Origin of the sequence: Gemmatimonas phototrophica, assembly GCF_000695095.2 — a bacterium.
In the GTDB taxonomy this organism is placed as follows: Bacteria; Gemmatimonadota; Gemmatimonadetes; order Gemmatimonadales; family Gemmatimonadaceae; genus Gemmatimonas; species Gemmatimonas phototrophica.
On the sequence record NZ_CP011454.1, the window covers coordinates 1,478,933 to 1,491,479 of the forward strand.

General features: G+C 64.9%; 6 protein-coding genes. 2 read left to right on the forward strand and 4 right to left on the reverse strand.

From position 1 onward, the window contains the following. Positions 1–49 precede the first annotated feature (49 nt). Positions 50–2,299, forward strand: a complete 2,250-nt coding sequence (locus GEMMAAP_RS06105) for a S9 family peptidase (RefSeq protein ID WP_026850257.1) — start codon at positions 50–52, stop codon at positions 2,297–2,299. Here the strand turns inward: GEMMAAP_RS06105 and GEMMAAP_RS06110 are convergent, their stop codons facing one another. Both GEMMAAP_RS06110 and GEMMAAP_RS19960 read right to left on the reverse strand, forming a co-directional pair. Continuing rightward, a complete protein-coding gene (locus GEMMAAP_RS06110) occupies positions 2,300–5,236 on the reverse strand; it encodes a gamma-glutamyltransferase family protein (protein ID WP_026850258.1) in 2,937 nt (978 codons plus the stop codon). Then, positions 5,236–7,155, reverse strand: a complete 1,920-nt coding sequence (locus GEMMAAP_RS19960) for a peptidylprolyl isomerase (protein ID WP_053334319.1) — start codon at positions 7,153–7,155, stop codon at positions 5,236–5,238. The genes GEMMAAP_RS06110 and GEMMAAP_RS19960 overlap by 1 nt, the downstream gene beginning before the upstream one ends. Before the next feature lie 185 nt (positions 7,156–7,340). Between GEMMAAP_RS19960 and GEMMAAP_RS06120 the strand changes: the two genes are divergently transcribed. Further along, positions 7,341–9,056 (forward strand): M28 family metallopeptidase, encoded by a 1,716-nt coding sequence (locus GEMMAAP_RS06120; RefSeq protein ID WP_053334320.1) that lies wholly within the window; start codon positions 7,341–7,343, stop codon positions 9,054–9,056. 28 nt (positions 9,057–9,084) lie between these two features. On the opposite strand, the gene GEMMAAP_RS06125 is transcribed toward GEMMAAP_RS06120, so the two are convergent. After that, entirely contained in the window at positions 9,085–9,759 is a 675-nt protein-coding gene (locus GEMMAAP_RS06125; RefSeq protein WP_026850259.1) for an acyloxyacyl hydrolase, read from the reverse strand. A 33-nt stretch (positions 9,760–9,792) separates the two neighbouring features. Then, positions 9,793–12,420: a S9 family peptidase gene (locus tag GEMMAAP_RS06130; RefSeq protein WP_026850260.1), complete on the reverse strand. Its 2,628-nt coding sequence runs from the start codon at positions 12,418–12,420 to the stop codon at positions 9,793–9,795. Positions 12,421–12,547 lie beyond the last annotated feature (127 nt).

The window sequence follows — 12,547 nt, forward strand, 5'->3', positions numbered from 1 at the left end:
GCACGCGTTCCGTTGGTCTACTACACAGCTCAGTCGTGCCGTTACGGGCATGACCTCGTGCGCTGTGCTGGCGGCAAGCACACCGGTGGCTGGCGAGGCGCAGCAAGAGGTGGTCATCCCCAGTATTGCACCCTGGATGTCACCAGCCTCACCGCTATCGCTGGTGTCGGCCCGCAAAGCGGATCGCGTGGCGTTCATGGTGTACGATCGCGGATTGCGCAATGTGTACAGCGCCGCCGCCCCTGACTTTCGTCCGCGGCGCCTCACGAATTTCACGCGCGACGACGGCATCGATCTCACGGATGTCGAGATCTCCGATGATGGGCGAATGGTCGTATTCGTGCGCGGATCGGCCCCCAATCGATGGGGATGGGTGGCCAACCCCAATCATGATCCACGTGGCGCCGAGCGCGCCATCTGGGCCGTACGCACCGCTGGCGGGCCAGCGTGGCGCGTGGCGGAGGGTGCATCGCCGGAGCTATCGCCTGACGGTCAGTGGGTGCTCTTCACGCGCGACGGGCAGATCTATCGAGCCCGCGTTTCGCGCACCGGGCCGGTCACCGCCATGGATACCGGCGGAGTCCCGCTCATCCGGTTGTGGGGGCGTAACGGGTCGCCACGCTGGTCACCGGATGGCAAGCGCATTGCCTTTGTGAGTGACCGCGAACATCACGCGTTTGTGGCGGTGTACGATGTCGCGTCGCGCACCGTGCAGTACGTCGCGCCCGGTGTGGACTGCGACGGTACGCCGGCGTGGTCTCCTGATGGACGCTCTCTCGCGTTCTCGCGCCGTCCCGGCACGCCGTTCGGAATGCAGCAACGCACGCCAGCGGGCGTGGCCAATCCGGCGGGTGGCTGCGGTGGCAACAGCGGGGCGCCAACCTCCACGCCCATCACGGCTGGGCAGAACAATCTGGTGCGGTCGCCGGGGTTCTTTACCTCAGCCTTGCCAGGTGGCTATCGACTGGCGCTCATGATCGCGGACATTGGTGGCGCTAGAGACATCACGTCGCCCATGGTTGCCGCGCAGATTCCGGCGCGCGAAGTGTGGCACAACGCGGTGGGCGATAGTGTCTTCACCACGCTCGCCAACATGACGTGGGCCGGTGACCACATTGCCTTCCCCGTGAATGTGCCGGGCGATGAGTTTGAGCGGTGGTACGCGGTGCGTGCTGCCGGTGACACCACTCCGGTGCGTCTCACCACGACCAATGGACTGATCGAAGACGCCACTTCAGTGGCGTGGTCGCGCGACGGCGGGAGCACCATGTTCTACACCACGAACGCCGGTGACATTGAGCGTCGGCATATCTGGAGCGTGCCAAGTACGGGAGGCCCCCCGGTGCAACTGACCAGCGGCGACGGCGTGGAAACACACCCACAGCCGCTGGCGAGCGGCAAGCACGTGGCGGTGTTGGCCTTTGGTGCGCGCACGCCGGCATCGGTGGCGCTCGTCCCCGCGTCGGGCGGTTCGCCACGCATCATCTACCCCACGCTCGGAGCCGACTTTCCCACCACGTCGCACGTGGTGCCGCACATCGTGAAGACGAAGGCCGAGGATGGGCTGGAGATCAGTAATCAGCTCTTCCTGCCGCGCAATCTGAAGCCGGGAGAAAAGCGACCGGCCATTGTCTTTGTGCATGGTGGGCCGCGACGCCAAATGCTGCCGGCGTATCACTACATGCAGTTCTACCATTGGTCGTACGCGGCCAATCAGTGGCTGGCCGATCAGGGGTACATCGTGCTGTCGGTGAACTATCGTCGCGGCGTGGGATACGGCAAGAGCTTTCGCGATGCGCCCAACGCCCGCGACAAGGGGAACAGCGAGTATCTCGATGTGGTGGCCGGCGCCAAATATCTGCAGCAGCGCCCGGACGTCGACCCGTCGCGCGTGGGCATCTGGGGGCTGTCGTACGGTGGCCTGCTGGCGTCACAGGCGCTGGCGCGCAACAGTGATATCTTCGTGGCCGGTGTGGATATGGCCGGCGTGCACCACTACGACTACATGCTCGACTCCACCAGTTCGGCGTTCAAGTCTGCCGCCATTGGCGCCATTGAAGGCTGGAAGAGCCCGGTCTTTCTGGTACACGGCGACGATGACCGCAACGTGGACTTCGCGCAAACCGTGGGGCTCGTGCAGCTGCTGCGCGCCCGCAAGATCTACCACGAATTGATGGTGGTCCCCGACGATCTGCACGAGTCCATGCTGCACGCCAACTGGATCGATACTTTCGATCGTATGGGGGTGTTTCTCAAGCGCTTCGTGTGGAACCGTGAGACGGTGCCGGCTGGTCGGTAGTTACCGGATCGCTCCCGCCGCGCCAGCCCGCCGGGGATCGGCACCAGCCGTTACCGTGCGTCCGCCAATGCGAATGGCGCCGCCGTAGCCTTCGCGCAGTTCACCTCGGGCGGAGACAAACGACAGGTCGTACCCCAGTGTGCGCAGGCGCTGCATGACCTGCGGGGCAAAGCCGTCTTCGAGTTGGATGGTATAGGGCGGATTGGCGGCGGCACTACCGGGTGTGGCCGGTCCAAACCCACCGCCCGGCAGAAAGCGTGGCAGCTCCAAGGCCCGCTGAGGGCCCAGTCCGAAGTCGAGCGCGCCAATAAGCGTCTGGTACACCGCACTGGTTATCCAGGCATTGCCGGCGGCACCCACCGCAAAGACGGGGCGATCGCCCTTGAACGCGATGGTAGGGGCCAACGTGCTGCCATGCCGCGCGAACGGCAGACGTGATCCGTACTGCGTGGGGTCTGTACCGTACGACGTGAGCTTGTCGTTGCTGAGAAAGCCCAACCCAGGAGTCACGTAGAAGTTGCCGCCCCAGGTGCCTAGTGTCTGCGTGACCGCTACCGCGTTGCCGTCGGCATCCGCCACGGTGTAGGCCGTTGTCCCGGCCGCGTGACACACGGTCATCTCTCTCGCGTGTTCATCACCGCAGGGCGATGCGTCAGACAGCGCCGTGTTTTCCTCTGCGGCGGCATCAGAAGGCGCTCCAGTCGCGGCCTTCGCACGATCCTTGAGGCACTCCAGCGTATCGCCCCGGACGGCGCGTGGGGTGAGCGCCTTGTCGGCGGCGTAACACTGCCACCGTACTTTGGCGGTATCCTTGTCCACGATGGTCGCCACATCGACAGGCCAGAGCGCGGGATCCGCGATCTTGTTACGCGATGACGGCGTCAGGAACCATGCGCTCAACATGGCGTGCAGTGTGGGGGCGTCGTCGGTATACGGCTTGGGAGCCGGGAATTGCTCAAGCAGGTTGAGGCGAGCCACCAGGTCGGCCCCACCACTCACCGGCGGTGCACCGGAGCACAGGCGATACGTGCGGTACGTGCCACACACCGGCGCGCGCTCGTTGGCAAAGTAGCGCGCCAGATCGCTCACCTTCATGGCGTTCCCCTTGGCGCGCAAATCCCCGGCGTATTTGGTCGCCACCTCGCCTTTGTAAAAGCCATCGGCACCCTTGGCGGCAATCTGCTCCAACACCCACGCGAGATCCGGATTCTTCACCGTGTCACCACGCTGCATTGGCACGCCGTTCCGGAAGAAGAGCGCTCGGCTCCCCTCGTACTTGGCAAAGTGTTCGCGTTCGGTCGCCAACGTGGTGGCGAGTCCATCGCTCACCGCGTAGCCCGTGCGTGCCGCGCGAATGGCTGGGGCGATCAGCTCCGCCCAGGTGACCTTCTTGCTGCCATGCTGCTGCCACGCGAGATACATACCGGCCACAGTCCCCGGCACATTCACCAGGACCGGGCCGTCGCTCGGGTACCGCCCATTCGTGAGCAACGAGGTGTTGCTCAACCCACCCTCCTCCGGTACACGGCTCATGAATTCAATGAGCGTCGGCTGCTTTCCCTTGAGGGCAATGACCATTTCGCCGTAGCCACCAATGCCACTGGCGTCCGGTTCCACCACGCCGAGTGCAAAGCTCACCGCCACGGCGGCATCGACCACGTTGCCACCCTTTCGGAATATCTCGAGCCCGGCGTCTGTGGCCACGGGATGCGCGCTCGATACCGCGGCCTTTCCGGTGGCCTCCACGCGCAGCGGCGGCCGGGCCTGCAGCAGCCGATAGATCACATCCTGCACGCTGCTGTCTGTCGCGGCGGCCACTGCCATCGGGCGCAGCCGAGCCCGGACGGCGTCCCACACCGTGCGCGAGGCCGCCATGGTCGGCGTTCCGAAATAGAGTCGCGCACTGCGCTCCCACACGCGATCAAAGGCGGCGGCGTTCAGCTGTGCGCGCGGTTCCGGCAGCGGACCCGCCACCAGAATGCGTCCGGCATCCGGTGCCAACGGCGCCGGCAGTCGCAGCATCTGCGGCGCGGTGACCGACTGCGCCATGGATACCCGTTCGTGTGCCGCACGGTCTACGCCGCGATCCGGGTCCCCATTGTAGCTCATCGCCGTTTCGCGAAACTCGGCGATCGTGACCAAGGTGCCGTCGGCCGACCAGTCCACATCACCGTGGGTGCGGGAGAGCAGGTTGCTGAACGGCTCACCGGCCACGGGAACAACAAAGACGCCGTTGCGTGTCGACACTGCCAACTGCGTACCCGCTGGTGCCAGCGCAATATCTTCGATGCTGTTGTCAGTAAAAATCGTACGACCGTTGGCGACGACGCGGCGGGTCGTCTCCGTATGCACGATATACGCCACCACCGTACCGTTCGCCGACACGCGGGGGCGCTTTTCCGTCTGCTCTGTGGTGTTGAGGCGGCGTTCGGTGGCCGTTCCCTCGCGGACCCAGATACGGGAGTCGTTGCCCAGCCCGCGCTGGAAATACACGCGCCCTGCGGAGGCGGCCGGTGATACATCATGAGCGACGCTGTTGGTCAGGCGCTTTACCGGTGCGGTGAACGCGCCCGTGGCGTCGTCTGTCGTGCGTGAGTAAATCGCATACCGGCCACCGGAGTCGGCGGCCCAGTACAGGGTGCTGCCTTCCCATGATGGGTCGCGATGGAAGGCACTGCCTTCGGAGATGACGACGGCCGGTTCGCCGGCGCGCTGCCGGTAGAGCTGGCCGTCGCGTTGAAACACCAGCAGCCCCAATGCCGAAGCACTTGGACGGCGTGCTCCCCGCACCAGCGTGTCAGCGGTGGGCGCTGTCTTGCGCGCCGCGTCGGCACCGGCTGGTGCACTCTCTTGTGCACCGACGTGTTGCGCGACGAACAGCCCGGGGCTCACACCGAGTACCAGCACGAGGGCAGCGACCGTAACGGATGGTTGCATCAGCGGCTCCGCGTGCTGCTTCGGCGAATCACCACCGACTCAATCACGTCCCCTTCCTGTATCGTATCCATGACGTCGAACCCGCGCGACATGGTGGCGAACACGGTGTAGTCATGATCCAGCCGCATGTTGTTGACGATGTTGATGTACAGCTGTCCATCGCCCGTGTCGCGCCCGCGCGTCGAGATGCCAAAACTGCCACGCACGTTGCGCGCCCCCACTTCATCGCGCATGAAGTAGGTCGTGGCAGGGTCGTACTCGTTCGCGCCAGGACTGCCGCCTTGCACCACAAAATTCGGGACAATCCGGTGCCATGTCTTGCCCGCATACGCGCCGCGTTCGGCCAGCGTGGCAAAGGCGTGCACCGCCGCGGGCGCCACGTCGGGGAGCAGCTGTAGCTCCATGCGACCACGGCCACGCACGGTGACCACAGCCATCGCTCCATCGAGCGCGCGCAGCTGCGCCTCCGACGGAAACGGAGGCGCTTGGAGTGGTGGAATGAACACCGTCCCGCCGGGGGGCTGCCTGAAGCGGAACGCTGGCACGGCTTCCGTGGCAATGCGTTGAATGACCGGATCTCCATCGCGCACCCACTGGGTGAGCCAGGCGCCGCCATAGCTCATGTGCGCCTGATCGGCTTCGATGATGAAGGGCAGCAAGACTTCCCGTGCGTCCCGCCAGCGGAGCGGTTTGGTGCGACTGATGCGTTCAAAACTGCGCACGGCGGCATCCAGTTCTTTGCGGGTGGCCCCCGCGCCGACCTTCTTCAGCATGGTGGCCGCCTGCAGCAGCAACCCCGCATGGTTGGCCTGCAGCGCCTGCACCGCTTCTTCGCGCGTGGTGATGGCATCAACGCGCACGTTGGGGTTCACATCGTTCGCCAGGCGACGGAGCAGTGCCTCGTCATTCAGGCGACGAGCCGCGCGGGCGGCCCAGGCACGGGCCTGCCACGTGGGGCTGGCGGCCAGGGCGCGAACTGCACGGCCAGCCTTCGCGCTATCGGCGTAGGTGAGGGCGAACACCGCATGGGCCCGTGGGCGCCAATGCACGGCGTCACGGCTCAACGCGTACAGCGGGGCGGGATCGCACCGCAACGTGCCCAACAGGTCAATCGCCAGCAGACGCACATGTTCACTGCGGTCACGCACATGCTGTACGGCGCGATCGCAGGTGCCGGCGGCACGCAGCGCCTGCCAGCGCACCATGGGCGAGCGGTCGTCTACCCACGTGCGTCCCAACATCACGGCGACACGTCGAATCTCCGGGTCAGCATCCGCCAGCCCAACACGGATCGCCGCACTGTCACGATACGCCGCCGCGTTCAGGGCCAACAACAGCGTGAGTCGCAGCTCGGGATCGGTTGTACGTACCGCCGCCGCCGCGACGGCATTGAGCGTTGCGGGCGATGCCTTGGATGTGCGCGCTCTCCGCCGAAGGTACGATTCCATGCCCCGTGCGGCCCCGCGTTGTACGTCCAGCGACTCGTCTGTGAGCCCCGTCAGCAGCGCCGTTTCCACTCGGCTCGAATCAAATCCGCCACGTCCGAACGTTTCATACAACTCGGCGCGCACCGAGGGATCCCGCTCTTTCGTGAAAGGAAAGCTGCGAGCGTGGAGCACCATGCCGGCACTCTGCAGCTGGGCTGCCGCGCGCACCGCCTCCCGACGCACCGAGGCGGCAGGGTTGTCCATGAGGCGGTCGAGCATCAGCGCCCACCCTTCGTCATCGGTGCGCCCCAGTGCCCGCGCCGCCAGCCGTTGCAACACGGAGTCCCCGGACGCAATGGCCCGCTCTATCGTGACCGCGTCCGTCAGCCGGGCGTGTTCGGCGACCATGACCTGATACGGCGTGGGAGGCGGCTGCACCTGCGAGTGGGAAACCGTCGCGACGGTGAGCAGCTGGAGAGCCAATGACCACATGAGGCGAATCTCGACCAGAGGGTGATAAACTCCCGCAAATATGCCCCTGCGCGGGCTCTTCGCGTAACTTTCTCCTTCGCCTTGTCTCCAGGAGAACGTTGATGCGGTTATACCTGCCTCGGGGCGCCTTTATCGGCGCCATACTGCTTCCCCTCGTCAGCGCCTGTACCGCTGGCGCGGGAAGAGTGGGCCCTCTCAACCGGTTCGGAAACCCCGAGAGGCTCACACCGGCCCCTACGGCGCCGGCCATCACGCCGCGTGATCTCCAGATCCGTCTCTACCAGTTTGCCGACGACTCGATGATGGGGCGGCAGGTCGGGCGGGTGGGCAATCAGAAGGGCACCGACTTCATTGCCGCTGAGCTCAAGCGCCTCGGGCTGGAGCCGGGCGGGGTAAATGGCACGTACTTCCAGAATCTGCCCTTTCATTTGCGCAAGTTTACGGAGCACTCCCGGATAACGGCTGACGGCAACCCCCTGGCGTGGAACACCGACATTGTGGCCGTTCCGGGGCTGCGAGCGCCGCGCATGGTGGTTGATGCGGAAGTGGTCTTTGGCGGCACGCAGGGCGACACCGCGCAGCAGATCCCGGCCAGCGCGGCGGCGGGCAAGTTTGTCGTGTTACTGCCAGCGCCGGGTGGGCGCGGAGGGCAGGGGCAGGGGTTCGCGGTGCGACAGAACTTCGCACCGGCGCCGTCGCGGTTTGCCGATGCGGCGGCCGTCGCGATTATCGATCTCGACAATCTTGCGCCGGCGCAGCGCATCGCGATCAATGAGCCCACGGTGGCGCAGCAAATCGCGCCACCGCGCGTCGCGCCCGCTGCATCCGGACCGGTGGATTCGCTCGCGATGCTCAAACGCGAACTCGCCGCACTGCAGCCGCAGGCGAGCTTCCGTCTCACGCGAATGGGGGCGGCGCAGCTGTTCAAGGGCCAGGCAGTCGAGGCGCTGGCGCCCGGTACGCGTGGCGCCGTGGTGAACGCCGCCCTCGATTTCGTGGAGCTGCCCACCGAATTCGGACGCAACGTGATCGGTATCATTCCCGGCAGCGATCCCAAATTGCGGCAGCAGTATGTCGCCATTGGCGCGCACAATGATCATGTCGGCTTCACCACGCCAATCGACAAGGATTCCCTCAAGGCCTTCAACGAAGCCCGCAATCGTCTGCTGCTGGCCAACAACATGAAGCCGCTGGGACCCGAGCAGGTGACGAGGATTCGCGTGAACATGGACAGCATTCGGAAAATGCACCCCACGCCGCGTCTCGATTCCATCAACAATGGCGCCGACGACGACGGGTCAGGATCGATGGGCGTGCTGGAGATTGCCGAGGCCATCATGGCCATGCCGGTGAAGCCCAAGCGCTCGCTGCTGTTCGTGTGGCACACTGGTGAGGAGGCCGGCTTGCTGGGCGCTGCGCACTTCACGCGCAATCCGACGGTGCCCATCGATTCCATTGTGGCGCAGCTCAATATCGACATGATCGGACGCGGACGTGCCGAGGATTTGCCGGGGGGCAGCGACGACTACGTCGCCGTCATTGGGTCGCTGTTCGACTCCAAGGACCTTGGCGAGACGGTCGCCAAGGTGAATACGAAGCAGGCCAAGCCGCTGGCGCTCGACTACAAGTTTGATGAGCCCAGTGATTGGTCGGGCTACAACAATATTTATGGTCGCAGCGATCATTTCCGGTATGCGCAGCAGGGTATTCCCATTGCGTTCTTCTTTACCGGACTGCACGGCGACTACCACCAGCGTACGGACGAACCTGAGTGGATTGACTATCCGCACTACGCGCGGATTGCCAACTACATCCGGGACATCACGGTGGAAGTGGCCAATGGGCCCCGCCCGCGGCTGAACGGCTCGAAGCCGGCGAAGCCCAAGGTCATCGTGCCGTAAGCGTGCTGTCCGCGAGGAGGCGCTGATGTCAGCGCTTCCTCGTCCAACGCAGGAACAGGAGGTGCGAATTCATTCCCGGATTCGCGCCTCCCATGCTGGCATTGGAGAGGTGGTGCAGCGCGTAGCCCACCGCCATGGCACTCTGGCTCCCCACGTCCTGCTGGAACGCTACGCCGGGGGCCACGGTAAAATTGGCCTGCGTAGCCTTGCCGTACGGCACGACCTGGCTGAACCACGCCCCGCCCGAGGTCACATTGACAATGAGGTGCGTGTGGGCCGCCAGCGGCATTTGCGCTTCCGCCCCGAAGGGCGCGATACCCACCCCGACACTGCGCCGTAGCGAATACCGGGCAAGACGTTCCGGGTTTCCCGCTTCCGCCGGGTCATTGGCCAAGGTTGGTACGCGTTCCGGTGGGGCACCGGACAGGACCCGAATGACGGGTTGGATTTCCACCAACCACGAAAACGTCGCCCCGCGCCACCGCACCAACGGCTTGGCGACCTGCACCGCGACGGTGCTGAAATCGCCGTCGATGAATTCGTTGTGCGACGCGGTGCGGGTGGACACCGCGTCGCTGAGCGCCACCTGCCACTGCAGGGCACTGCCGCGCAGCAGTTGTGGCTGCGCGACCGCCGGCGTGGGGGCCACCATCGCCCCCACGCTGACGGCCAATACCTGAGTGCCTCGTTTGATGCGCATCATTGTCGAAACGGCCTTACGCCACAAACGACCGCATTACATTGCCGCCGGCTTCTTGGGCGCGTTGGCGTTCTTCACGTACTTGTCGAGCCACGCCACCCAGCGCCCCCATTGATCGAGCACGGTCTCGCGCGCGATCGGACCGTGATCCTCATAGGGATACATGTACAGCGAGGTCGTCTTGCCGAGCCCCATGAGCGCGTGGTACAGGCGCGTGGAGTTGATGGGATCGGTGCCCACGTTCTGGTCTTCGGTGCTGTGGTACATGAGGAGCGCGCCGTTCAACTGGTCGGCATACAGGAACGGTGACATGTCCAGATAGGTCTGCCGGCCGGCCCAGAGGTCGCGACGTTCGGACTGGAACCCATTCGGCGTGAGTGTCCGATTGTACGCGCCGTCGCCGGCAATGCCCGCCTTGAAGAAGGGCGTATGCACCATGGCGTTCACGGTGCTGAAGGCACCGTAGCTGTGACCACCGAGGCCGAGACGGTGGCGGTCGATGATGGCCAGCGTGTCGAGCGCATCGATGACAGCCGACAAGTTGTTGCGCAGGTCTGCCACGTAGTTGTCGTTGGGCAGCTGGCCTTCGCTGGCAAAGATCGGCGCGTCGGGTTCGACCACCGCATAGCCCTGCGTGACCAGGAACGCCAACGAGCGCGGGCCGTACGTGGCGTACCGGCGTTCGCGCTGAGCGTTCTGTGTCGCGGCCCGATCGTACGCGGCCTGATTGTCGTACTCATACGGATAGAACCAGAACATGGCCGGAAGACGAGTGCCGTCCTTGTAATCGGCCGGCAGCGTGACCTTCACGTTGAACGTGTAGCCGTCGGCACGACGCGCAATGACGGTCTTCTTTACTGCTGCCGACAGTTCGGGCATGATGTCCACGTTCTGCGTAAGCTGCTTGGCGTCCTTCGTGGCCAGCGTCAGCGCAAACGATTGCGGAATCATCGTCGCCGATTCGCGCTGCACGACGGCTTTCGAGAAATCATCGTCGAGAGGCGCCGAAATCGACTCGACCATGGAGCCGTCACTTTCGTACAGGCGGGAGATGCTCCCGGTCTTGATCTCGATCTTCTCCACCCATGTGTTCTGCACCTTGGCCGTGTCGGGTGCTGTTCCGGTACGGAAGACGAACTTCCCATCGGTGGAGACCATCACCACGGGAACCCCCTTGCGTCCGGGACGCGTGACCAACCCGTCGGGTTGCCGTCCCCCGAAGCCGCCGCGCACTTGCGTGGTGTCGGCGCCACGGCGCGGCGTGAGCACCGTGTACTTGGTGTTGTTCTCGGTCAGGAAGATGGCCTGCTCAAAGGTGCCGCCCGTGCCGCTTTCCGTCACGAAGAGAATGGTGCCGGCATCATTGAACCGGGTCGCGGTAATCCGGTTGGCACTTTCGTACAGCACGCTGGCGCTCATGGAGTCGAACGGCGGCTTCCAGTGCATGACGCGATCGTTGCGTCGCGCGGTGGCGGCACTGTCGGCGCGTGCCGGCGCCGCTGGCGAGGTGCCATCGCGACGGGCCACCGGCGCCAGCTGCTGGTACAAGAGCCCCGGCGCATACGGATGCCACCGGATGTCGCGCTTGCTGGTATCTACCGCAGTCCGGCCGCGCACGGCCATGGGGTCGGACGGATCGTCGCTCTCCCGCAACGGACGCTTCGCCACTTCCTTCACGATGGCGCCGGCGGCATCCAGCACCACGTCACGGGCGCCGTACGACACTACCGGTAGCGCATATGAGAACGGCTTCTCCACGAACGTCACCTTGAAGTACTGCCCATCGGGTGACGCATCGATCCCGCGAATGAGTCCGGGCGCCCCAATCTTTCGAATCGCGCGGCTCCTGGTGTTCACAACCGCCAGCTGTCCGTTCAGGTGGTACGCCAGCAGATCCTTTTCGTACGGCGTCATGACCAGATCAGCGTACGTGCGCGTCTTGAGCTTGTTGCTTTCGTTGAGGCGCACCATGGGGCCGCTGGCCAAGACCGGCTCTTTCGGTTCGGGTCCACGTCCATCTGGTACCAGCACCGTAACCAGTGATTGTCCATCAGCCGTCCAGACCGGTGATGTCACCGTGGTGGCGAGTACTGTCCGCGGCGACACCGCCCGCGATTTGCCGGTCGCGGCATCCGCCACGAAGAGCTGGGTCGCGTCGTCAAACAGCGCAAAGAACGCGATCTGCGTACCGTCAGGAGACCAGACCGGCGCGCCGACGCGCGCACCCACCGGGATGCTGACGGACGTCCGCTTCCCCGTGGCCCACTCGGTGACTTCAATGCCTGCCGTGCTGCGCATGGTAAGTGCGCGCTCCCGGTTGGCCTGCTGATCGATCTGCAGCCCTCCCAGATTGTGATGCGCTTTGCCGACCAGTCGGAGGGCTGGGAGTCCGTCACTCACGGTCCGCATGAAATACTGGCGGGTCCCCGGGCTCGGAGCCGAGAAGCTCACGTTCTTGTCGCGTGGAGCGGTCACCAGCTTCGCAATCGCCTCGGGGGGCGTCACGTAGCCTTCGTCGGCCAGCAGTTCACCCTTGCCGGCGGTGGCGCTGTTGCCAGTCTGGTTTTGCGCGGCCGCCTTTGCGGGAACGGCCCAGAGGAGCGCGAGCAGCCCCAGCAGGGCCAATGATCGCAGGGAGTCGGAGGACGGTCGGGGCTTCAGCACGTTGGGCTGCCTCGGGAACAATGGAGGGACAAGGCGGGGCATCTGCCCCCGCTCATCAACGCAGGGCGGGGGCAAAACGCTTGCCGCCAACGATACGTTACACCCGGAACCGCTGTCCCGTACCTTG

Bases quoted from the DNA above. Each gene is read 5' to 3' on its own strand.
- GEMMAAP_RS06105 (WP_026850257.1), top strand. From the start codon at position 50: ATGACCTCGTGCGCTGTGCTGGCGGCAAGCACACCGGTGGCTGGCGAG.
- GEMMAAP_RS06110 (WP_026850258.1), bottom strand. From the start codon at position 5,236: ATGCAACCATCCGTTACGGTCGCTGCCCTCGTGCTGGTACTCGGTGTG.
- GEMMAAP_RS19960 (WP_053334319.1), bottom strand. From the start codon at position 7,155: ATGTGGTCATTGGCTCTCCAGCTGCTCACCGTCGCGACGGTTTCCCAC.
- GEMMAAP_RS06125 (WP_026850259.1), bottom strand. From the start codon at position 9,759: ATGATGCGCATCAAACGAGGCACTCAGGTATTGGCCGTCAGCGTGGGG.